Here is a 23,834-nt window from a genome sequence, read left to right as displayed (position 1 = left end):
ATGGCAGAAAATATGATTGAGATCAAAAACTTATACAAGAAATACAAAAATTCTGATGAGTTTTCTGTAAATGATATCTCTTTGAGCATCAGTAAAAATGAAATCTATGGAATTCTCGGGCCCAACGGAGCCGGAAAAACTACTTTGATTTCTATGCTTTCAGGACTCATAAAACCTACGTCAGGACAATTTACCATCAATGGTTTGTCTCCACAAAAGGAAGGTTTTAAAATCAGAGAAATCATCGGAATCGTTCCACAGGAATATGCGTTATATCCAACCCTTACCGCTAAAGAAAATTTGATGTTTTTCGGAAGCCTTTATGGGTTAAAGCACAACCAGCTCAAAAAAGCCATTGACGAGTCTCTGGAAATCATGGGACTTTCAAAATTTGCCAATAAGCAGGTAGGACAGTTTTCAGGAGGAATGAAACGCCGCTGCAACCTCATCGCCGGCACTCTTCACAATCCTAAAGTTTTATTCCTTGACGAACCAACAGTGGGGGTTGATGTTCAGTCTAAAAAAGCAATTATCGACTATCTTTTGGATTTAAATAAACAGGGAACCTGCATTATTTATACTTCCCATCACCTTTCGGAAGCGGAAGAGTTCTGTACAAAAATTGCCATCATCGACCATGGAAAAATTCACGCTGTAGGAACACCTGAAGAACTTGTTTCACAGATTGCGAATGCCGAAAACCTTGAAGATGTTTTCATTTCATTAACCGGAAAAGAATTAAGAGATGTTGTTGTATAAATTGTGGAGAAGCTTTATTAAGGAAATTCTTCTGCTGAAAAGAGATATCGGAGGAATTGTCATCATCTTTGTGATGCCTTTGCTTTTGATTGTAACGATTACCCTTATTCAGGATTCTACCTTTAAAAACCTTGAAGGATCAAAGATTCCGATTATTTTTATTGATCAGGACAAATCTGAAGTTTCAAAAAATATAAAAGCCGAACTGGAAAACAGTAAAACATTCCAGCTGCTGACCAACTTCAATGAAAAGTCGGCTCAGGATGCTGTTTTCTCCGGAGATTATCAGATGGCGATTGTCATTCCGGAAAATTTAACGAAAGATTTAAATTCCAATATTGATTCTAAAGTTCAGACCATAGTAAGTTCATTCGGACTGGAAGGAGATTCTGCAAAAGTAAAAACAGCAGCTCCCAAAGCAAAAGAAATTCATTTGTACTTTGACCCTGCTACCAATGCCGGATTCAAGAACTCTGTGATGAATTCTGTGAATAAAATGGTTTTTGAGATTGAAAATAAAAAGATCTACAAAGCATTCCAGGATCAACTGGGCACTACGGAGAATCTTGACGAAAATAAAAACCTGATCAGCTTTAAGGAGATCACTCCAAAGAAAGGAGAAATGGATGTAATGCCGAATTCCGTTCAGCACAACGTTCCCGCATGGACCCTTTTTGCAATCTTCTTTATTGTAGTTCCTTTATCCATCAATCTGGTAAAAGAAAAAAGCCAGGGAACAAGTGTAAGAGCCAGAATAAGCCCTACTCCTTATTTTGTACATATTTTAGGAAAAACATTTACGTATCTGATCATCTGTATCATTCAGTTTTTACTGATGGTTGCCGTTGGAATTTACCTTTTCCCTTATATGGATCTTCCCGCTTTTGATGTATCCGGAAAAATGTTCCAACTTGTGACAGTTACCCTTTTTGCTGGATTGGCAGCCATTGGATTTGGAGTTTTATTAGGAACCATTGCTGATACACAGGAACAGTCTGCCCCATTCGGAGCAACGTCTGTAGTGGTTTTGGCTGCTATTGGCGGAATCTGGGTTCCTGTATTTTTAATGCCGGAATTCATGCAGACCGTAGCGAAATTCTCCCCTATGAACTGGGGATTGAATGCCTATTACGATATTATTTTAAGAAACAGCGGAATCGGCGGAATTGCCAAAGAATTGGTATTCCTCTTCTTATTCTATATTGCCACCGTAGCCATTTCCATTTTTTACGAAAAAAAACAAAATGCAGTCTAAAGAAAACACATTAACCTGTACCGAAGAAGTAAGAGTACGATTCAATGAAACAGATCCGCTGGGAATTGTCTGGCATGGACATTATATCGTGTATTTTGAAGACGGAAGAGAAGCTTTCGGACGTCTGCATGGTCTTACTTATCTTGATATTCAGAATGCAGGATTTGTAACGCCAATTGTAAAAAGTACCTGTGAGCATTTTCTTCCTTTAAAATATGGAGAAACATTCAGGATTGTGACCACGTTTATCAATTCCGTTTCTGCCAAGCTTATCTACAGATATGAGCTTTTCAATAAGGAAGATCAATTGGTATGCAGCGGCGAAACGATTCAGGTATTTCTTGATAGTAACGGAGGCTTATGCCTGTACAATCCGGAGTTTTTTCAAAACTGGAAAGATAAAATGGGATTATCATGAGCAAGGAAATTTATATCACAGACTACAATTGTGTAACTCCGTTGGGCTTCACTAATGATTCCAATTGGAATGCTCTTTTGGAAGGAAAATCGGGAGTTGCTTTACATAAAATTATAGACAATCAGGATGCTTTTTATGCTTCTATGATTGATTCTGACAAAATGAATGAAGAATTCAACAGAGTCTTCACTCAGAATACAATCAATTTCACAAGACTGGAAAAAATGCTTCTTTTAAGCTTACAGCCACTTGTTGAAAAACATCCCGTTTCGGAAGACACCGCTTTCATCCTTTCCACCACAAAAGGAAATATCAGCCTGTTAAAAAACCAGCCTAAATTACCGGAAGGCGTTTATTTATCAAAATTAGCAGAAAAAATTGCAGATTTTTTTGGATTTAAAACAAAACCCATCATCGTTTCTAACGCCTGTGTTTCAGGGGTAATGGCAATTTCTGTTGCTAAGAATATGATTCAGGCAGGAAAATACAAAGATGCCTTCGTGATTGCAGGTGATGAACTTTCTGAATTTGTTATTTCAGGATTCAACTCATTTCAGGCAATAGGATCAGGACCTTGCCAGCCTTATGATAAAAACAGAGACGGAATCAATATTGGTGAGGCCGCTGCTGCTGTCTATATAACCAGCTGTCATTCTGACGAAGGAAGAATCCCAAAAACCGAAAAATTAAGATTTAAAGTCCTGGGTGACTCTGCCGTCAATGATGCCAATCATATTTCCGGACCTTCAAGAACGGGTGACGGTTTATATGCAAGTATCAGAAATGCAATGACTGAAGCTCATATTTCTTCAGAACAAATCGATTTTATTTCTGCCCACGGCACGGCTACTTTATATAACGACGAAATGGAAGCTATTGCTTTCAACAGAATGGATCTTCAGAATATTCCGCTCAATAGTATGAAAGGATATTATGGACATTGCCTTGGTGCCTCCGGACTTCTTGAAAGTATTATTTCTATGGAAAGTGCTCTTCACGGCACTCTCCTTCCTTCAAAGAATTTTGAAGAAATGGGAGTTACCCAGCCTTTGAATATCATCAGAGAAAACCAAACTTCGGAAATAAAATACATTCTAAAGACTGCTTCTGGTTTTGGAGGATGTAACGCGGCTGTTGTGCTGGAAAAATGTTAAACTGAAAGTGATGAAGAAAACGAACACCTGTACCATAGAACATTCAAAAATAACCATTGATGGAAATCTTATTTTTGAAAGCCAAAGCACGGTCTTTCAGAAATTTGCCAAAGAAGCTTATAAAAGTTTAGATCTCAGCTATCCTAAATTTCATAAAATGGATAACCTGAGCAAACTGGCTTTTCTTTCCGCCGAAACCATTTTGAAAGACGAAGATCACAGCAGAACTGCTATCGTTTTTGCCAACAGATCATCCAGCCTGGATACGGATTTCAAATACCAGGAAAGCATTAACGATCAGGATAACTTTTATCCGAGTCCTGCAGTTTTTGTCTACACTCTACCTAACATTTGTGTAGGCGAAATCAGCATTAAACACAAAATGCAGACAGAAAATGCTTTTTTTGTGCTGGATGATTTTGATGAGAAGTTTTTAAATGATTATTCTGAACAAATCTTGCAGTCCGGAAAAGCTGACAAAGTATTGTGCGGCTGGGTGGAATTGTATCAGGAAAATTACAAAGCTTTTGTATATTTGCTCACCTTATAAAAATGTAACAATATAACAGTGCAATGATGTAATGATCTTTATGATATACTGAAACACTGATAAATCAACTTAATTATGGAAAACTTAAAAACAGAATTGAAACACAAAATTATTGAAGTTCTTAACCTTGAAGATGTATCTGTAGAAGAAATCAAAGATACTGATCCGTTATTCGGAGGAGGATTAGGGCTGGATTCTATCGACGCTTTGGAATTGATTGTTCTTCTTGATAAAGACTACGGAATAAAATTAGCTGATCCTAAAAAAGGAAAAGAGATTTTCCAATCTATCGATACGATGGCTAAATTCATCGAGGACAACAGAACAAAATAATTATTATTTAAACCTAGGGTTCAAGTCATTGTGCCATTGTGCTAAATAATTCAAGAAAAACTAATTAATGAGTCAAAAAATTGCCATAACAGGAATGGGCATCATTTCCTCCATCGGAAACAATGTGGAGGAAAATCTTATTTCATTACAATCCGGAAAACATGGAATTTCAGATATTGAAATGTTTGAAACCCGTCATGCCGGAGCCATTAAAACGGGTGAAATAAAGCTATCCAATGAAGCACTTGTAGAAAAACTTCAGCTTGATGAAGACAATAATATAACAAGAACGTCTTTATTGGGAATGATGGCTGCCAAAGAAGCTGTAGAAAGTGCCGGAATTTCAGATATCAATAGCTGCAGAACCGGGCTTATCTCTTCTACCAGTGTAGGAGGAATGGATATTACAGAAAAATATTTCTACTCTTACGAAGACTTTCCTGAAAAGCAAAAATATATTGACGCTCACGATGCCGGAAATTCCTCATTGGCTATTGCCGATTATCTGGGATTAAAAGGAATGGTTTCTACCATCAGTACAGCCTGTTCATCAGCAGCTAACGCGATTATGATGGGTGCTAAACTGATTAAAAATGGAGTTTTGGACCGTGTGATTGTCGGAGGAACAGATTCTCTTTCAAAATTCACTTTGAATGGCTTCAATACCCTGATGATTCTTACGGATTCTTACAACACTCCTTTTGACAACAACAGAAAAGGACTGAATCTTGGGGAAGCTGCCGCTTTTTTAGTTCTTGAATCTGAAGAAATCGTTAAAAAAGAAAATAAAAAGGTTCTTGCTTATCTTTCCGGGTATGGAAATGCCAATGATGCACACCATCAGACCGCTTCTTCAGAAAACGGACAAGGTGCATTTTTAGCGATGCAGCAGGCTCTGAAAATCTCCGGATTGGAAAAAGAAAATATAGATTATATCAACGTTCACGGAACCGCTACTCCCAATAATGATTTATCTGAGGGAATTGCTATGATAAGAATATTCGGAGAAAACCAGGTTCCTGAATTCAGCTCTACAAAAGCTTTTACAGGACACACTTTGGCCGCTGCAGCAGGAATTGAGGCTGTATTTTCAATTTTAGCCATGCAAAACAGCATGATCTTCCCGAATCTGAATTTTAAAACAAAAATGGAAGAGTTCGATCTTACACCTGTTACCGAACTGAAAGAGAAAAGCATTAATCACGTGCTTTCTAACTCATTTGGATTTGGAGGAAACTGTTCAACCTTAATTTTCTCAAAATCATGAGTGCAGTATACATCAACAGTGCATCCTGTATCTCTGTTCAGGACACTTTAAACGAAAATATTCTCCAGAATCTTACTCCTGAGAATTCTTCAAACATCATTAAAGCGATAGAACCTAATTACAAAGAGTTCATTCCGCCTGCAATGATCAGAAGAATGTCTAAAACAGTAAAAATGAGTTCTGTAGCATCACATTATGCATTGAAAGAAGCTGGTATTGAAAAATCGGATGCCATCATTGTAGGAACAGGAATGGGCTGCTCGCAGGATTCTGAAAAGTTCCTGAAAAACGTGATTGATAATCAGGAAGAATTCCTTACGCCGACCTTTTTCATCCAGTCTACCCATAACACGGTAGCCGGGCAGATTGCTCTGGGATTACAGTGCCATGCGTATAACTTCACCTATGTAAACACTTCTTCTTCACTTGAGTTTTCGTTGCTGGATGCCCAGCTCCAGATCAATGACGGAGAAGCAAAAAATGTTCTGGTAGGTTCCACAGATGAACAGACAGCCAGAACCATGGAGCTTTACTGCCTAAACAATACCATCAAAAAAGAAACAGATCTTCCTGCAGATTATTTAAACTCTACAACTAATGGAGTGATCTGGGGAGAAGGTGCCAGTTTTTTTGTGGTAGGAAAAGACAAGACCGAAAGCTCGTACGCCAAGCTTAAGAATATCCAAATCAGCAATAAGGTTGAATTGAATGAAGTACAGGATTTTATCCAGAATTTCTTAACTCAAAACAATCTTTCAAATAATGATATTGATGCTGTTATTTTAGGATTCAGCGGAGATGCAGACTCCGATATGTATTATACAAAAGCAATGGATCTGTTTCCGGATTCATCACAACTGTATTATAAACATTTGAGCGGAGAATTTAATACGGCAAGTGGTTTTTCAACCTTTATAGCCTGTCATATTTTGAAGGAACAGCAAATTCCGGAAATCATGATGATCAATTCTGTGAAAAAAGAAAATGTGAAGAATGTACTTCTTTACAATCATCTGGCGGGTGATGATCACAGTCTGGTATTATTGGAAAAGGCATAATTGTTGAAATTGAAAATTATACAGTCTATTTGTCATTCAGAGCACAGACAAAAGGTCTGTGAACAAGGTTCTGAAGTGAAGCGTGGAATCTAAACAAATTAAGTTAAATTAATTGTATTTATCTAGACTCCTACGGAGTGACAATGGCATACAATAAATATTATGCCCATAAAACTCATAATGACCAGTTCAAAATTAAAAAACAGTCAGCAATGAAACACTATCCCTTCATCCTGTTCTACCTTTTCTGTAACGTTTTTATTTATGCGTTTCACGGAAGCTTTTGGGTGTATCTTTTTTGTTTTTTTGCTTTTTCTGCTGTGGTCGTTTGGGGTTCATTTGATATTGAACTGGGATATTTTGTCAATAGTATTACTCATAAACGCACCAGACTCAAAGAAGTTGCTCTTACGTTTGATGACGGCCCTACTGAATTTACGCCAAAGTTTTTAGACCTGCTTAAAGAACATGAGGTAAAAGCAACCTTTTTCTGTATCGGGAAGCAGATTGAAAAATACCCTGAGATGTTTCAGAGAATTATTGCAGAAGGTCATACAATTGGAAATCATACCTTATCACATTCCAATTCCACTGGGTTTTTATCAACTTCAAAAATGATTGAGGAAATTGAAAGATGTGATGAAATCATGAAGAACGTGGGAAATATCAAGACCGATCTCTACAGACCACCTTTCGGAGTGACGAATCCCAACATTGCAAAAGCAATCAAAAAGACAAATAAAATAAGCATCGGTTGGAATGTCCGGTCATTGGATACTATTACTAATGATGAAAATAAAATCTACAGCAGAGTAACCAAGGGCTTGAAAAAAGGAAGTATTATCCTTCTTCATGACACTTCGGAAAAGACCTTTCTGGTACTGACCAATTTATTAGTATTTTTGGAGGACAAAAAATATTCAACCTTTACTGTTGATACAGTGATAAATTCAAATAGAAATGATTAAAAATATTGCTTTCGGAGCATTCTTACTGGTTTCCGGTTTCTTTTTTGCACAAAACACTGCAATGTCAGGAGCTGAAGCCAAAGCATTTGTATCGAAGGTTTCTTCAGACACCAAAGAGATCAAAACGTTACAGAGTGATTTTACCCAGACCAAAAAAATGGATTTCCTGGATAAAAGCATCGTTACCTATGGAAAAATGTCTTTGCAGACACCCAATATGCTGAGCTGGAAATATACCAAACCGTATCAGTACAGTATTGTTTTTAAAAGCAATAAAATCTTCATCAACGATCAGGGGAAAAAATCTTCTGTAGATGCGAAGAGCAAAACATTTGAAAAAATCAATAAACTGATTGTAGGAAGCTCAAACGGAACGATGTTCAATGATCCTGAGTTTACAGTAACGTATTTTAAAAACGGAAATTACAATGTCGCGAAGTTTATTCCCAAGACATCACAGCTTTTGAAATACATCAAACAGATTGAGCTGTTTTTCCCAAAGAACCAATCTACGGTTTCCCAAGTGAATATGACCGAGGCTTCCGGAGATACTACGAATATTGTTTTCAAAAATACAAAGATCAATGCATCAATTCCTGCGTCAGAGTTTTCTTTATAGCCTGATTCTGATACTGGCCGTTTCCTGTAAAACGTATAAGTTAACAGATGTAAAACCTGTCTCCTCTTCTGAAAAGATGGTGGAAAATTTATACTTTTCTTCCGGTGAAGATTATGTCTACAAATGCCAGATGGATATTTATAAAAACCATGTAAGCGGAATTCTGATCATCAAAAAATTGAATGAAACGACACACCGTGTCGCTTTAACTTCAGATTTTGGAAATAAACTGATTGATTTTGAGGTTTCTGAGAATGATTTTAAACTGAATTATGTACTTCCTGATCTGGATAAAAAAATTGTTATCAATTTCCTGAAAAACGATTTTCAGCAGCTTCTGAAAAGAAAATATCCCGTCAATGAAAGTTTCGAGAATGAAAATGCAAAAATCTATCTTTCAAAAATTGAGAATAAAAGCTATTATTTATTCTTCAGTAAAGAAAACAGTTTGCTGAAACAGATCATTTACACGAAAAACAACAAGGAAAAAATCGATTTTACTTTTGATGCAAAAAAGCATATCTTCGCGGATAGCTTAAATCTACAGCACAAGGATTTTAAGATCAATATAAAACTAGTTCAAATAACCGAAACAGAATAGCTCCAACAGGAAAAATTGTACAATATTTGAGCTCTTTTCAGACCTGACTGTATTGTACATTTAATCTTAAAAAATAAGATCATGCAAACCATTCTTACAGACTTTTACACGTTAACATCATACGATAAAACAGAAGACGGAAAGTTTACTGCTCATATCAACCTTAATAAAGATCACGATATTTTCAAAGGACATTTCCCTGGAAACCCGGTGACTCCTGGTGTTTGTATGATGCAGATCATTAAGGAGCTTACTGAGGAATTTACAGGTTCAAAATTGTTCTTAAAAACAGCATCGAATGTAAAATTCATGGCCATCATCAATCCATTTGAGACACCTGATTTACAGCTTCAGCTTGATATTGACGAAAACGGAGAAGATATTAAAGTAAAAAACATCACTTCTTTTGGCGAGACTATTGCATTAAAATTGTCTGTAAGCTATAAAAAATTAACGATATGAAACTTATCTTATCATTCTTAGCAGCATTTGTTTTTTTCTTTCAGTCGGATCTTGAAACGTTGAGAAACAGCTATGCTAAAGCCAACGAATCCAATACCAATACTGCCAGCTTCATTGAAACTGCAGAAAAACAATCCGGTTCTGATGCAGTAACCGTAGGATATAAAGCTGCTGCAAAGATTATGGAGGCAAAAATTGCCAAAAGCAACAGAAAATCATTGGTAAAAACAGGTGCTACAAGTCTTGAAGCTATTATAAAAAGTAACCCCAACAATGCAGAACTTCGTCTGATCAGACTAAGTGTTCAGGAAAATATCCCGAAAATTGTAGGATATCGCGGAAGCCTGAAAGATGATAAAGCTTTCCTACTCAATAATTACAGCAAACAGAATGCAGCATTAAAAGGCTATATCAAAAGGTTTGCTACGCAGTCTAAAACCATTACAGAGACGGAAAGAGCCACTTTAAAATAAAAAAATGTCCCTTGCTGAAGTACAAAATGCAATTTCTGAAAAGAAGATATGCGTTTTAATACCTACTTACAATAATGAAAAAACCCTGAAGAGGGTTATTGACGGTGTTCTTGACTACACCGAAAGTATTATTGTGGTCAATGATGGTTCTACAGATTCTACACCTCAGATTCTTTCTCAATATCCTCAGATTACAGTCATTTCCTTACCGGAGAATAGAGGGAAAGGAAACGGGCTTAAAACAGGCTTTAGAAAGGCTAAAAAGTCTGGGTATGATTATTCCATCACCATTGATTCGGATGGGCAGCATTATCCGGATGATATTCCGGTATTTGTAGAAGCTCTTCTTGAGGAAAAAGAGGAAGTTCTTCTTATTGGGAACCGAAATATGTCTCAGGATGGGATTCCCAAGAAAAGCAGTTTTGGAAACCGTTTTTCCAATTTCTGGTTTTGGTTTGAAACCGGTATCAAGTTGGAAGATACGCAATCCGGCTACCGACTTTATCCTTTACATAAAATTCCAAAGAAATATTTTACCCCAAAGTTTGAATTTGAAATTGAGATCATTGTAAGAACTGCATGGAGACATGTTCCGGTAAAAAATGTTCCGATCAAGGTTTTATATGATCCGGCAGAGCGTGTTTCCCATTTCAGACCTTTCAAGGATTTTACGAGAATCAGTATTTTGAATACCATTTTGGTAACGATTACTTTGCTTTATATTATTCCAAGAAATTTTCTGAATAATTTCAAAAAAAAAAGTTTTAAAAAGTTCATTCAGGAAGATGTCCTAGAAAGTGACGGAAGCAACCGTACAAAGGCATTTTCTATAGCGTTGGGAGTTTTTATAGGACTTTCACCTTTCTGGGGATTCCAGACTCTTCTGGTCATCAGTTTATCTGTACTTTTTAAGCTCAATAAAGTACTTGCATTTGTAGCCTCCAATGTGAGTCTTCCTCCTTTTATTCCTTTTATTATTGCAGCATCTCTGTTTTTGGGAGCTCCATTTGTAAGTGGTGACAGCGATATTTTAAGCCAGGATCTGAACTTTGAACTGATTAAAAATAACCTGCTTCAGTACATTATTGGCAGTTTTATCTTAAGCACCACACTTTCTGCTCTTGCAGGTATGGCTGCTTTTTTATTTTTGAATAAAGTAAGTCCGGAAAATAATTAAAAAAGCCCGGAACAAAGTTCCAGGCTCATCACAATTAGTTATTATAATTCCTATTTAGAAACAATAATCTTTTGAGAATAGTCAATTGAATCGTTATTGACTTTTACGATATAAGCTCCATTGATCAGTTTTTCAGCACTGATTGTATTTTGCTTATTAAGGTTAACGCTTTCCTGTGAAATCAGTTTTCCTGTGAAATCATAGATAGAAACTGTTGTAATTCCTGATAATTTCATATCGGATGGAGTTTTTATCGTGAATTCATTTCTTACAGGATTTGGATAGATGGATATTCCTTTAGAATTGTTGATTTCTTTTACGGCTAATAAACATTCTGCAGGAACTGAAAAGTCTTCTACCTGATCACTTATATCCGCTAAAGGCTGATTCGCACCAAATTCCAAGCCGTTAAGAGCTCCAGCAGAAGCATTTACTCCTAAACCTCTTTTAGCAAATGTATTCCAGATCATACATTTATTTTGTCCTCCTGTAGATGCCTGGTCAGCAGCAAGAATCGCATCTCTACCCTGCGCAAATGTAGGATTACATGGCTGCAATTTAAGAGCATCCATTACCAACTGCAAAACTCTTGCGCTTCCACTATTCGGATCTGCAAGAACATTACTGTTGTATCCATATTTTTCTACATATTTCCAGTTAAGATCCCAAAGCATTGAACCCCAAATAAATCCGATACTGTGAACGTCCGGCACTGTAACAGGAATTCCCTGAATACTTGTACTTATTTTCATACCATTCGTACGTCCGTAAGTATAATCATTGATGGCGAAATCAGGAGAATATTTTGCAGGTCTTATTCCTACTCCAGTTGTAGCCTGTCCTGAAGCAAAAGTTCCCATACCTCTAGCCATAGTAGAAGTATCTCCTGGTCTTGTTGTCATCATCAAGGCAAAGAAATCAGACCATCCCTCTCCCATCTGCTCATTAGATGAAATATAAGATAAACAAGAGCTTCCTGTTCCGGTAAGACGGTTAGAAATACCATGACCATATTCATGGCTGATTACTCCATTATCTAAACTTGCATCTTTATAAACAGCAGTTGTTTTGATTGTTGCATTTCCTACAATACCGTTAGTTAGGTCATTCACTAAAAACTGACCTTCAGTCATACCTACCATAATTGTAGGAATAGTGATGGTAGCATCTGTTCCTCCCATCCCTACAGGTGTATTACTTGACGGGTGGTATTGTATAACCCCTACTGCTCCTGCAGTCTGCAAGTTCTTTGTTTTTACAGCAAAACCACATCCCGCAGCATTTACTACTGCAATTTTTCCGATAAGACTTCCGGCTGTAACTGCAGTACACGCATCAGCTGGAGTAGAAAGAGCAAGGTCTCCTGTCACAGGTGGATTTCCCATAATCTGAGGCCCAAAATTCGCAGTAGTAGCGATAGGAGCTCTGGCAGTATAAGTAGATGGTGAATTATAATAAAGATATCTTACGTTTCCACTTGGCGAAAAAAGGTACATCTGCATCCTTCCGCTTGTTCCATCAACTCCCGGATTAAAGTTAGCATTATTAAGACCGCTGCCATCTCTTGATTCCGATAGAACAGGGTCGTTACCAGCTCCTCCGTTTCCAAAATTGTTTACCTGATAGTTTCTTGCAGATTCTGTAAATCCAAACTTATAAAATACATCGTGCATTTTATTGGAGTTGTAGAATAAATTGGTTACTGCTGCTGAAGTATAGGTAGTGTGGGCAGCCGTTATATCTAAAGGAAAATCAAACGCTCTGTTTGCCCCTCCATCAGGAGAGAATTGTGGTAAGTTGGTATTATTTTCGTCGGTATATGCAAAGGTATTATTACCTCTTGTTATTGTATAATGATTCGTACCGTCAGAATGCCATCCTTCCGGTGAAGCGGTAAGATCCCATGGGTTTGTAAGCAATGTTCTTGCACCAAACGTAGGGGCTTCTGTAGGAAATGCGAAAACGTTATAAGTAGCATTATCAGGGACTAATACAAAATTTGTAGAATTCTTCAGGTTTGCAGCAGCTATATTTTCAGGTAAAAAGGCAGAAAAATTCGGCTCGGATGAGCCAGAGTGATGATCATAGGCTTCATCATGGAAGCTACAAGATAAAGTTGTATTTTCCTGATACAAAATAGAGCCATCATCTGTACTTACGATGGTGTTCCATACATTACCCGTTCCTTTTTCTTCAACATAAAACTGATACCCTAGTATCAATTCTCCGCCTTTTGCAAAATAAACAGAATTAGCCACAATTGGCGTTTCTTTTCCATCGATATTCTTTACAGAAGATAATCCGTTCAGTTTTTGAATTGTACTTGCCACTAAGGCATCTTTTCTACCGCTTTCCTTTCCTTTAATAGCAGAAGGATAGTTTTTAATAAAGGTATCTGCAAAATTTAAAACTTTGCCATCTCTGATTAAAACGTTGGCAGAACTTCCAAAAACCGGAATACCATTAATTGTTTGTTGTATCCCTACAACATCTCCATTTAAGCTCTTCGAAGGGTCTACGTTAATGATTTTAAACACTTTAAGTTCAGGATTCACTCTTTGAAATGATGCTTGAGCAAAATTAACATAGTCCTTAATTGTCTGTTCATATTTTTGTGCGGATAATGCACTCACACTGAAAATAGAACAAAACAACAACAGCTTAACACTTAGTCGAATTTTTTTCATTTAGATTACTTTTAACAAATATTAATAGGTTAGATTTGTTAGTTAGTAGGGAAATAATCTAAAATGTTACAAATTCTTACAATATATATTTAAAAAAATAAACTATACCGAATAAACACATCTATTCTATATTAACCTCATAAAATAAGTTCGAGAATTATTGCAAAATAAATTGGGTAAGATCTTTTAAAAATTGTTCATCTACTTTTCCTTTTGTCTCATAATCTTTTGGAGAAGGTTTTCCTGAACCAGCTATAAATAAATGACTTAACGAAGGATATAATTTAAATACAGCCGTTTTATTATTTTTCAATGTTTCTTTCCAAAGGCTGAAATCTTTCTCGGTCACCTGATAATCTCTCCCTCCCTGTGCAAAAAACATGGGAGCTTTGATTTTTTTCACCTCATTAAGCTGATTGTAGTTTTTTAAATATTGCCAGTATGCAGCAGACTGTCCCAAAGGAAGTTCTTTTGCAGGTGAATTCAAATTAAATTGGGGCGAGTTTAAAAATGCAACCTGTTTTTTTATTTCCTGAACAGCTTCTGCAGGAACTTTAGTTGGATCTATAGCATGAAGATAATTATACTGTTCCACTAATAAATCCTGTAATGGCCTTGCATTCCCAGCCATAAAAATATACTTTGAAACCTGGGCTTTTTTTGCAATTTCAGGCATCATATAAGCTCCCTGGCTATGTCCCAGAATGATAATCTGATATCCTTTATAATCTGCATTATTTTTAAAATAATTCGCTGCATTTACTGCATCATTAATGGTTTCTTCTTCTACAGTAGATTTTTCATTGAATGTTTCCGGGTTTGAATATGACCTTTTATCATATCGGTAAGAAGCAATTCCGTTGCTTAAAAGGTATTCTGCAATATCTTTAAACGGCTTGTTTTCTCCCACTGTTTCATCTCTGTCATGTGCTCCGGAGCCATGAACAAAAATAACCAGCTTCTTTTTATTGTTGGAAGGAGGTATCAGTAATGTCCCGTTCAATTCAATAGCATCACTCTTTATTTTCAGGGTGGTTTTCTCATCTGGTTTTTCAAATGTTTTGTGAGGAACTAAAAAGAAACCCAGCAATTTATTACTCTCATTAAAAGTAAGCTGAACATCAAGTTTTGTTTTTTCAAATTCTGTATAGTAATAGTAAATACTGCCTTCATTGTTTACTTCAAGGATATTTTTCAATCCTCCAATCTGCCCCTGAAGCTGTTCGGTAACGGCTTTAAGCTGTTCCACCGGAATCTGTCCTGCTACGGAAGGATCAAAATAAGAATGTGCTTTTTCTATGTTTTTATCTATCAATAAAGCTTTGATGAAAGTATTACCAATCTCTTTCCTGTCCTGAGAAAATGATAAAAGAGAGTATACGGTAAGAAATAGGGTTAAAAGTTTTTTCATAATCAATTATTTAAAGACCACATCAGCGAATGATAATGGCGTAATCATTATGGTGACAAATATCGCAATAATTACCAGAGCTAACTGTGTGATATGGTAGGTTTTTTCTTTTTCGTCGTCTTTGATTTCAAAAGTAAATTTTATTTTATCAGGTCTTCTGATAATCAACCAGATAAACAGAAGAATGGCCAGATTCATAACTACAGGGAATACAAGAAATATTTTGCTTCCATAATTATCTTTCATATTTCCATAACCGTGAATAACGATAGTATCTGGTATTGAGCTATATACAGTATACAAATACACTGAATAACAGATAATAATGACAAAAGGAATACAGAACAGCAGTTTTATATATTTGGGGATCATTTCAGTTTCTTTAAAGTTTTCTTCAGGTATTTTTCTATATTTTTTCTGTCGGGAACGGTTGTAATTTCTTTCGTCAAAGCTTTTTCAAACTCAATTTTTGCCTTCGAATATTCTTTTTTGCTAAAATAATATTTTCCTGACTGATAATAGACCTGCCAAAATTCAGGGTTCATAGCCTGATACGATGGGATTACATCATCTGTCAACACTGTGTTTTTATCATCAGCAGCCTCATTGATTTCTTTACCGTACATTTTAGACCGTTCATAGTTTTGAAATTCTTCAGAATCGGCAAACGGGTCTCTTGCAATGTTCAATCCTGTTTTCGCCTGCAGACTTTGTGATAATGGTTTGCCGGAAAAAATTTCATTCAGATCATAACATACAAATTCTCCCAGCTGATAAGGATTGGAAGATACCCAAACCAATTTTTTCTGAGGTGAAAATATAACGGCATGATGAGCTAAAAGCTGATTGAGTGCTTTTTCATTACCATATCCTATTTGTTTATCTTCCAATCCGGATCTGCTTCGTAAAATAGAAGCCATCTTTTCGGGAGTGAGCTTCTTTTCTTGCTGCAAAAGCTCCTGAAGTTTTTCATAACGGTATTCGGAATGACTTTCTTCAATTTGCTTTTGATTTCTTTTGTCATCTTTATAGGCATCAGACTGAAAGTGATTGGTACAAAGAACCCTGCTGGTATTCTGCACTCTGTACACTCCGAAATTTTTAGGTGAAACTTCAATAATCACAGCATTTTTGTCTGCAGCACTTCCCACAAGAATGGATTCTGAAACGAATACTTTTCTTTTTTTAGCAATAGCAATCGCTTCCTCAATATTTTTAGCATACTGCAGAATTTCCCTTGTTACAAGAGAAATAGGAGTCTTTGCCGTCAGAGGAATCTTTGATTTTCCGGCATTAATTGTTACTGTGATTCCTTCTTTATTCATTCCGGAAACTACACCAATCATTCCTGGCCAGCTTACAGACATGTAAGGTATTCCTTCCTCCGGCTGAACAAATTCTACCAGTTTATTTTTAGCAAAATCATCCCCTACATAAAAATCGAAATTTCTTCCGATTAACAGATCACCATCTTCGGTATTTTCGTTCCATACAGCAAGAGAGGTACAACCTACCATAGCCAGATCCTGCATTGCATGTCCAATATCGTGAGCGCCGTGCAGATAAAGGTTTCTTAAATATTTAGGGGCAATAAAATTATACTGATCGGATGAATATTGTGCCAAGCCATACAATTCTGCCTGATAATCTTCTCTTACATTGAGGTACATTTTTCTGTTGTACCATTTTAAAAAAAACCTTAACAATCTTTGTCTGAATTTTGACGGCACAAAACCTTCCACTTTTGAAAAGAAAATACCTTCCTGTTGCTGCATTAAACTTTGCGTCAGTGCTCCATTGTTATAACCAAGCTGCAAAGGATTTCCTTTAATATAAAGTTCCCAGAGCTGCTGTTTATTTTTAGTAAGATAATTCTGATTGTAGCTGAAAGTACTGTCATCGATTTTATTTACTTTCGGAATCTCCAGAGAATATTGTTTTACATCGGGAATATGTTTAAGAGACTTCGATATTCCGCAGGAAGTGAAGAAAAAACAAAAAGTAAGATAAAAAAGAGCTCTTCTATAGGCTGAATGAAAGGTATTCGTTTTTTTCACTTTAATTTTTATTAATCGTTTGTGTCAGCCTCTTGTCTATCGTTTCTTTTCCGAGAATCTCCGCACAGGTATTAAAAGCTCCAATGGTAACACCTAAAATCCCATGCATATTAACAGATTGTCCGGTAAGAAACAGATTATCAATTTTGGTACGGGGAGAAACCATTGTTTTAAGGGGATTCTCTGAGCATTTCATGTATCCGTACATATTTCCTTCAAAGTTCCCGATATAGTCTCTGTAAGACAAAGGAGAAGAAGTGTATATTGTTTTAATGGCATGCCTTAGATTGGGAATTTTCTTTTCTAAAGCGTCAAGCAGTTTTTCTGTTTTTTCTAGCTTAAATTTTTCATAAGCGACTCCTCTTTCATGTTCATCCGCTACGGTATTGAAAGTATTCTCCCATTCTTTAACCTCATCAAAATCCATATAAGAAATAGCCGTAAGGCTTTCTGCGAACTGTGGATGATGCTTTGAAGGGGTGGAAGAAAGCATGTATGTTTCCGGCCATGCATCTTTTCTGTAACGGAATGCATTCCAGACTTGTTCTTCTGACGAATAATGATATCTGTTATAATTAAAGTTAGGAAGGCTCTTAGGTTGTAAGACCAGATAAATACTAAAACATGATGAAACCGGTTTCCAACTTAAAACCCTGTTCAGAAAGGACTTTTTCAGTCTTTCCTCTCCTATCAGCTTAATCGTGGAACGAATCTCAATATTGGAAATAAATTGTTTTGCGGTGTATTCTTTTCCTGTTTTGGTTTTTACAGATATGAGTTTATTATTTTCATTAAAAACAAATTCAGAAACTTCCGAGTGCTTGTGTACTTCTGCACCATATTTACGAAGTTTTCTGATAAGAAGTTTAGAAATCTGGCTTCCTCCTTTTACACATTTATAGGCACTTTGGATATAAGAGTTTACCGTTAAAGCATGTACATAAAAGGGAATGTTCTCAGAATCTCCGGCGTATAAAAAATTAGATCCCAGTAAAACCGACTGAAGTTTTTTGTTGTGGGTAACAGATTCTATAAATCTTTTGGTGTTGAGATGCAGGATTTCTTCGTTGTAGCTGTCTTTTCCCACCACATGATATCTTGGAAACTGGCTGCATACATACTGAATCTCTTCACAGTAGTTTTCAAGGTTTTCTTTTTCTTCGGGGAAGTATTTTAAAAGCTGTTCTACGAAATTTTGATACCCTTGTGCATGTGGATATTCTATTTCGTCGTCTCCAAAGCTGATTCTGTCATAGCCGTCTTCATCCATCAGCTGAAGTTCAAGATCATCCATGATTTCCAGGTAGGAAAAGAATTGGTTCAAATTCTGCCCTTTACTCAATCCTCCTAAATAATGGACTCCGGTATCAAAGATAAGTTTGTCCCGTGAAAAGGTCTGCAGATTTCCTCCATATTGGTTATTCTTCTCCAGAACGCATACTTTCAGGCCTTCTTTCGCCAAAATAAGAGCTGAAACAAGACCTCCCAATCCGCTTCCGATTACAAGTATGTCGTATTCTTTCTTCAAAAGAGAATGTGCTTTTAATAATTAAGAAACAGGGAATTTAAGATATTTAAAGATTACTTTAGTAAAGTAAGCATAGAAATTTCATTGTTGATCTTAAATCTCAGTAAATCTTAATGGTTTTTAGTTTTTTATTCGTTTTTATGGGATAAAAATAGAAAAATTAATCAACATCATCCCAAAAATCAAAATAATTAAACCATTGAAGGGGATATTTTTTCACCATGGTTTCAAGATTATCAACATAAGACTGTAAAAGTCCCTGTGAATCACGGTTTTTGATATTCTGGGCTACTCTTGCATACAGATGGTAATGAAGATTCTTTTCCTTCATCACATAAACATATACTACGGGAACGCCTAATCTAGAGGCAATCAGAAATGGTCCAGCCGGAAATTTGGCACTTTTTCCAAGCAATTCAGCTTCCAGATATTTGGATCCTTCAAAATAACGGTCTCCTGTAAAGCAGATCAATTCATTCTCAGACAATGCTTTATTGATCTCAAAGATATGCGACATGTCTTCTTTAACATAAATGAACTTAATATTGCTCTCTTTTACAGCAACACTTTCCAGATATTCCTTAATTACGGTTACTTCCTGATCTGTAGTCACCAGATTGATCTGACAGTCGAAGTCAATATCTGCGAAAAAATGTTCAGCAATTTCAAAATTACCGATATGCGCACTGATCAGCACCCCTCCTTTTTTGGCTGCTAAAAGATTTCTGAGGTTTTCAATGCCGTCAAACTCATAAGTATATTTTTCTCTGAGCCCGGCAGAAATAGCAGTTTTATCAATCAGAACTTTCCCGAAAGTAAAATAGCTTTTAAATATAGAAGCTTTGGATTTCCAGTATCCGTAGTTCAGTCTTTTCTGAAAGTAGTAAAGAATGTATTGGTTGCTTTTCTTCTGGAATAATGAGTAATAGGCTGCCACAAAGTAAAGCACGCCATATGAACTTCTGATTCCGATATTTCTAATACACCAGACGAATATTCTGTATCCGAGTACTGTTCCTTTAGATTTACCTTTCCACTTGTTCATATATAGAATTTATTATAACAGAGAACCAATGTAGCAATACCTTTTTTAAAGCGTCTGTTATCAGATCGCTGCGATATTATTACATTGGCACTTTTTATAGAATAAAGATTTACTTAATAACTAAGCGTTTTTTTCAGCAATCTTATGTTCAATCGTTGTATAGAAATCATCAAATGTTATCATTTTCTTGAAATCTGCTTCTCCTAATTTCACTCCGAAATTAGATTCGATTACGACTACCATGTCGATATAATCCAGGCTGTCTAAGCCTAATGTATTTTTAAGGTTGGCATCATTACTGATTTCATCTCCATCAACCTCGAATTCATTGACCAGAAAATCATTAACAATGGCAACTATTTTTTCCCTTTCCATGTTTTTAATCAAATTTTTTAACTATTAGTGCAGAATTGGTTCCCCCAAACCCAAAAGAATTCGACAAAAATACATCAATTTTTTGATTTTTTGTTTTTGCGACTAAATTTATCTTTTGCGCCTCGTTATCAGGATTTTCCAGGTTAATATTTGGAGCTACAAAATCATTCTGCATCATCAGAATGGAGTAGATAACTTCACTTGCACCTGCCATCCAGCACTCGTGTCCGGTCATCGATTTCGTAGAACTTACCGGAACTTCACTCCCGAAAATTTCATAGATTGCTTTTGCTTCGTTGGCATCACCAATCGGAGTAGAAGTTGCATGAGCATTGATATAATCGATGTCTGAAGCTTTTAATCCTGACTGCTTTAACGCTCTGTCCATTGCTAAAGCCGGGCCGTCCACATTGGGTGTTGAAATATGTCCTCCGTTTGAAGAGAAACCATACCCGATAATCTCTGCAATGATCGGAGCCCCTCTTCTTTGGGCAGATTCTAAGCTTTCTACAATCAGACTGGCTGCGCCACCACTTGGGATCAATCCGTCTCTTTCTGCATCGAAAGGTCTGGATGCTTTTGTGGGTTCATCTTCTTTGGCAGAAAATACTCCCAATCCGTCAAAGCTTGCCATGGAATACTTGTTGGTTTCCTGAGCTCCGCCACAGATAATCATGTCCTGAAAACCATTTTTGATCATCATATAAGCCAGTCCTAGAGAATGAGATCCACTTGCACAGGCTGCACTGATGGTAAGATTGATTCCTTTCAGTTTAAAAATAGTTGAAAGGTTCATCGTTACGGTTGAGTTCATTGATTTGAAGATCGCTCCCGATCCCATCAATGTTGTATCTTTCTTTTCCCTTGCAATGTCGATAGATTCTACGACTGCCTGGGAAACACTGTCGTTTCCATATAGGATTCCCACTTCATGAGAATCTAAGAATTCTTCATTCAGATTCGCCTGTTTTAAAGCATCAATGGTAGCAAGGTAAGCATATTCGCTTTCTTCTCCCATACTGATACGCTGGCGTCTGTTTAAAAGGTTTTTCAGATCGGGTTTCGGAACAACTCCTGTAAGACCAGATCTGAAACCGAATTCTTTTCTGTCTGGATCTAAAACAATACCGGATTTTCCTTGATATAGGGATTCCCTGACCTCTTCTAAAGACGTCCCGATGCAGGAATAAATTCCCATTCCGGTAATTACAACCCTATTTTCCATGTTATGAATAAATTCCTCCGTTAATATTAATCACTTCTCCTGTAATGTAAGAAGATTTTTTAGATGCTAAAAATGCTACAAGATCTGCCACTTCTTCTGCTTCCCCGAATCTGTTGGCCGGAATCATTGCTTTCAGTTCTTCTTCATTAAAATCCTGAGTCATATCTGTTTTGATGAAACCTGGAGCTACAGCATTTACGGTAACATTTCTTTTGGCAACTTCCTGAGCAAGAGCTTTTGTAGCACCTACCAAAGCTCCTTTTGCGGCAGAATAATTAGTCTGACCCGCGGTTCCTTTTACTCCTGATACGGAAACCATATTGATGATTCTTCCGTATTTGTTGCGAAGCAGCTTTTGGATAAAGAAATTGGTTACATTGAAGAATCCGTCCAGACTTGTATTGATCACATCGTTCCAGTCTTCTTTCTGCATCCACATAAAAAGACCGTCTCTTGTGATTCCGGCATTATTAACGATTACTTCTACCACCGCGTCAGGATTTTTCTCCTGCCATTCCGTTAAAACAGCTTGGGTTTCTTCGGTATTTCCTACATCAAATTTAAGGATTTCTCCAGTAGCTCCCGATTCTTTCACTTTAGCCAATGTTTCGTTTGCTGCCGTTTCGTTTGAAGCGTAGTTGATAAGAATGTGATAGTTTTTCTCTTCAGCCAGTTTTATACAGATTGCTCTCCCGATTCCTCTGGAGCCTCCTGTTACAATTGCACATTTCATGCGTTAGTGTTTATATCGTTTTTAGTTTTTTTAAGTTGAGTTGTATACCTTTCTTTAAAAGACAATTCATGGCAGCTAATAGTTACATTCCCTTCAGATATTTCTTTACGCCTTCCAGATATGGATACATTACCATATCATCGGAGAAAGCAGGAATAATCTTTCTGATATCATCATACAGTTCTTTTGTAGATGATGAAACTTGATCCTGGAATCCAAGATATTCTACAGCCTGAATAATCGTAATAGCCTCAATGGCCAATACTTCAAAAGCATTTTCAATGACTTTTCTGCAAATCACTGCTGCATTTGTACCCATACTAACGATATCCTGATTATCATTATTGTTTGGAATACTGTGAACATACATAGAGTTCGACAGCATCTGGCTTTCTGCCGTAGTAGAAGTTGCCGTAAACTGCACCCCCTGCATCCCGAAATTGAAGCCTAATTTACCTAAATTCACAAAAGGAGGCAAAATTTCATTGATTTTAGCATTGAGAAGATAGTTTAACTGTCTTTCTGCAAGCATGGTCAGTTTGGTTACCACAATTTTCAGTTTGTCCATTTCCAGAGAGATATAATCACCATGGAAGTTCCCTCCATGATAAACATGCTGGTCTTCAACATTGATAATTGGATTATCATTCGCTGAATTGATCTCATTTTCAAGAACTTTCTCTGTATATTCCAATGTATCCAATACCGGACCTAAAATCTGAGGTACACATCTTAAAGAATAATATTCCTGAACTTTTTCCTTGAATACTTTTTCCTGTTCTTCGAAGTGGGTATAAAGGTGATCTTCTCTTTTTCTGATCAGTTTACTGTCTGCCAGGTGAGCACGCATTCTTTCTGCTACTTTCTGCTGACCATAATGTCTTTTCGTTCCGTTCAATGCTTCTGACAAGTGATCATCATAAGCCTGTACAATTTCATTGATTGCACAAGAAAGTCTTAGGGAAATATCTGTAAGCTGATTCGCTTTATAAGCATTCACAATACCAATCCCTGACATTACGGAAGTTCCGTTCATCAAAGCAAGACCTTCACGGATCTCTACTTTTATCGGTTCTAATCCTTCCGTTTCAAAAACGTCTTTGGTAGATTTTCTTTCTCCTTTATAAAAAACTTCTCCTTCTCCAATCAATACCAAAGCCAGGTGGGCCAGCTGAACAAGGTCACCGCTTGCTCCTACTCCTCCATGTTCAAAGATCAATGGAATAATATCTCTATTGATCAGTTCCTGAAGAAGATAAATGACAGACTGATGCACTCCCGAATTCCCTAGTGACAAGGTATTCAGTCTTGCCAGCATACATGCTTTTACTTCTTCTGCAGGTAAAGGGTTTCCGATTCCTGAAGAATGGCTTCTGATAAGGTTATACTGAAGCTGGTGTGTATCTTCATCACTGATTTTAAACTGAGCCATCGGCCCAAAACCGGTGTTCACACCATATATTACTTTGTTTTTTGAAAACTCTTTTAAAAACTGAAAACTTTTATCTACTCTTGACAAAAGTGATTCATCCAGTTCTATTTTTTCATTCTCAATGATAATTTTTTGAAAGTCTTTCAGTTCTAAAAAGTTATTTATTTTCATCAATTAAAAGTAATAGTTGATAATTTTGTAAAATATTAATTATTTGTCACTAATTTTGCGGCAAAGATAAAAGTTA

General features: G+C 36.6%; 24 protein-coding genes. 14 read left to right on the top strand and 10 right to left on the bottom strand.

Going from position 1 to position 23,834, the window contains the following annotated elements; translation table 11 throughout:
* The 14 genes from CQ046_RS11645 to CQ046_RS11580 all read left to right on the top strand — a co-directional run bounded on the left by CQ046_RS11645 (position 1) and on the right by CQ046_RS11580 (position 11,094).
* Complete coding sequence (locus CQ046_RS11645) at positions 1–759, top strand: ABC transporter ATP-binding protein (protein ID WP_105702401.1); 759 nt, start codon at positions 1–3, stop codon at positions 757–759.
* On the top strand, positions 746–2,014 hold the full coding sequence (locus CQ046_RS11640; protein WP_105702400.1) for an ABC transporter permease: 1,269 nt from the start codon (positions 746–748) through the stop codon (positions 2,012–2,014). Before CQ046_RS11645 ends, CQ046_RS11640 begins: the two co-directional genes overlap by 14 nt.
* Positions 2,004–2,432, top strand: coding sequence for an acyl-CoA thioesterase (locus tag CQ046_RS11635; RefSeq protein ID WP_105702399.1), 429 nt, complete (start codon positions 2,004–2,006; stop codon positions 2,430–2,432). Before CQ046_RS11640 ends, CQ046_RS11635 begins: the two co-directional genes overlap by 11 nt.
* Complete coding sequence (locus tag CQ046_RS11630) at positions 2,429–3,586, top strand: beta-ketoacyl synthase N-terminal-like domain-containing protein (RefSeq protein ID WP_105702398.1); 1,158 nt, start codon at positions 2,429–2,431, stop codon at positions 3,584–3,586. The genes CQ046_RS11635 and CQ046_RS11630 overlap by 4 nt, the downstream gene beginning before the upstream one ends.
* 10 nt (positions 3,587–3,596) lie before the next feature.
* Positions 3,597–4,136 carry a 3-oxoacyl-ACP synthase gene (locus tag CQ046_RS11625; RefSeq protein WP_105702440.1) on the top strand — a complete coding sequence of 180 codons (540 nt, stop codon included), beginning with the start codon at positions 3,597–3,599 and terminating at the stop codon, positions 4,134–4,136.
* Positions 4,137–4,211: 75 nt separating this feature from the next.
* Positions 4,212–4,469, top strand: a complete 258-nt coding sequence (locus tag CQ046_RS11620) for a phosphopantetheine-binding protein (RefSeq protein WP_034692439.1) — start codon at positions 4,212–4,214, stop codon at positions 4,467–4,469.
* 67 nt (positions 4,470–4,536) lie between these two features.
* Positions 4,537–5,736, top strand: a complete 1,200-nt coding sequence (locus CQ046_RS11615; RefSeq protein WP_105702397.1) for a beta-ketoacyl-[acyl-carrier-protein] synthase family protein — start codon at positions 4,537–4,539, stop codon at positions 5,734–5,736.
* Positions 5,733–6,794, top strand: coding sequence for a beta-ketoacyl synthase N-terminal-like domain-containing protein (locus CQ046_RS11610; protein ID WP_105702396.1), 1,062 nt, complete (start codon positions 5,733–5,735; stop codon positions 6,792–6,794). Before CQ046_RS11615 ends, CQ046_RS11610 begins: the two co-directional genes overlap by 4 nt.
* Positions 6,795–7,006: 212 nt before the next feature.
* On the top strand, positions 7,007–7,762 hold the full coding sequence (locus tag CQ046_RS11605) for a polysaccharide deacetylase family protein (protein ID WP_105702439.1): 756 nt from the start codon (positions 7,007–7,009) through the stop codon (positions 7,760–7,762).
* On the top strand, positions 7,755–8,381 hold the full coding sequence (locus CQ046_RS11600) for a LolA family protein (protein WP_105702395.1): 627 nt from the start codon (positions 7,755–7,757) through the stop codon (positions 8,379–8,381). The genes CQ046_RS11605 and CQ046_RS11600 overlap by 8 nt, the downstream gene beginning before the upstream one ends.
* On the top strand, positions 8,347–8,982 hold the full coding sequence (locus CQ046_RS11595; protein ID WP_105702394.1) for a hypothetical protein: 636 nt from the start codon (positions 8,347–8,349) through the stop codon (positions 8,980–8,982). The genes CQ046_RS11600 and CQ046_RS11595 overlap by 35 nt, the downstream gene beginning before the upstream one ends.
* A gap of 81 nt (positions 8,983–9,063) precedes the next feature.
* The gene (locus tag CQ046_RS11590; RefSeq protein WP_105702393.1) at positions 9,064–9,444 is read left to right on the top strand and encodes a 3-hydroxyacyl-ACP dehydratase; all 381 of its coding nucleotides are present in this window, start codon (positions 9,064–9,066) and stop codon (positions 9,442–9,444) included.
* Positions 9,441–9,917 (top strand): hypothetical protein, encoded by a 477-nt coding sequence (locus tag CQ046_RS11585; protein WP_105702392.1) that lies wholly within the window; start codon positions 9,441–9,443, stop codon positions 9,915–9,917. Before CQ046_RS11590 ends, CQ046_RS11585 begins: the two co-directional genes overlap by 4 nt.
* Positions 9,918–9,921: 4 nt before the next feature.
* Entirely contained in the window at positions 9,922–11,094 is a 1,173-nt protein-coding gene (locus CQ046_RS11580; RefSeq protein WP_105702391.1) for a DUF2062 domain-containing protein, read from the top strand.
* 50 nt (positions 11,095–11,144) lie between these two features.
* Here the strand turns inward: CQ046_RS11580 and CQ046_RS11575 are convergent, their stop codons facing one another.
* From CQ046_RS11575 to hutH, 10 genes are all read right to left on the bottom strand, one after another.
* A complete protein-coding gene (locus CQ046_RS11575) occupies positions 11,145–13,781 on the bottom strand; it encodes a T9SS-dependent M36 family metallopeptidase (RefSeq protein ID WP_105702390.1) in 2,637 nt (878 codons plus the stop codon).
* A 157-nt stretch (positions 13,782–13,938) separates the two neighbouring features.
* Positions 13,939–15,192, bottom strand: coding sequence for a DUF3887 domain-containing protein (locus tag CQ046_RS11570; RefSeq protein ID WP_228406933.1), 1,254 nt, complete (start codon positions 15,190–15,192; stop codon positions 13,939–13,941).
* 6 nt (positions 15,193–15,198) lie between these two features.
* The gene (locus CQ046_RS11565) at positions 15,199–15,564 is read right to left on the bottom strand and encodes a hypothetical protein (RefSeq protein WP_105702388.1); all 366 of its coding nucleotides are present in this window, start codon (positions 15,562–15,564) and stop codon (positions 15,199–15,201) included.
* Positions 15,561–17,249: a C45 family autoproteolytic acyltransferase/hydolase gene (locus CQ046_RS11560; protein WP_105702387.1), complete on the bottom strand. Its 1,689-nt coding sequence runs from the start codon at positions 17,247–17,249 to the stop codon at positions 15,561–15,563. The genes CQ046_RS11565 and CQ046_RS11560 overlap by 4 nt, the downstream gene beginning before the upstream one ends.
* 1 nt (position 17,250) lies before the next feature.
* Positions 17,251–18,777 carry a phytoene desaturase family protein gene (locus CQ046_RS11555; protein ID WP_105702386.1) on the bottom strand — a complete coding sequence of 509 codons (1,527 nt, stop codon included), beginning with the start codon at positions 18,775–18,777 and terminating at the stop codon, positions 17,251–17,253.
* Between the two features lie 160 nt (positions 18,778–18,937).
* A complete protein-coding gene (locus tag CQ046_RS11550; RefSeq protein WP_105702385.1) occupies positions 18,938–19,822 on the bottom strand; it encodes a lipid A biosynthesis acyltransferase in 885 nt (294 codons plus the stop codon).
* 120 nt (positions 19,823–19,942) lie between these two features.
* Entirely contained in the window at positions 19,943–20,197 is a 255-nt protein-coding gene (locus CQ046_RS11545) for an acyl carrier protein (RefSeq protein ID WP_105702438.1), read from the bottom strand.
* A 4-nt stretch (positions 20,198–20,201) separates the two neighbouring features.
* Entirely contained in the window at positions 20,202–21,422 is a 1,221-nt protein-coding gene (locus tag CQ046_RS11540; protein ID WP_105702384.1) for a beta-ketoacyl-[acyl-carrier-protein] synthase family protein, read from the bottom strand.
* A 1-nt stretch (position 21,423) separates the two neighbouring features.
* Entirely contained in the window at positions 21,424–22,155 is a 732-nt protein-coding gene (gene fabG, locus CQ046_RS11535) for a 3-oxoacyl-ACP reductase FabG (RefSeq protein ID WP_105702383.1), read from the bottom strand.
* Between the two features lie 82 nt (positions 22,156–22,237).
* Positions 22,238–23,758, bottom strand: a complete 1,521-nt coding sequence (hutH, locus tag CQ046_RS11530; protein ID WP_185126182.1) for a histidine ammonia-lyase — start codon at positions 23,756–23,758, stop codon at positions 22,238–22,240.
* Between the last annotated feature and the right edge of the window lie 76 nt (positions 23,759–23,834).

Origin of the sequence: Chryseobacterium sp. MYb7 (assembly GCF_002979455.1) — a bacterium.
In the GTDB taxonomy this organism is placed as follows: domain Bacteria; phylum Bacteroidota; class Bacteroidia; order Flavobacteriales; family Weeksellaceae; genus Chryseobacterium.
Note: the sequence above shows the minus strand (reverse complement) of the source record. Positions and strands in the feature narration are given on the sequence as shown.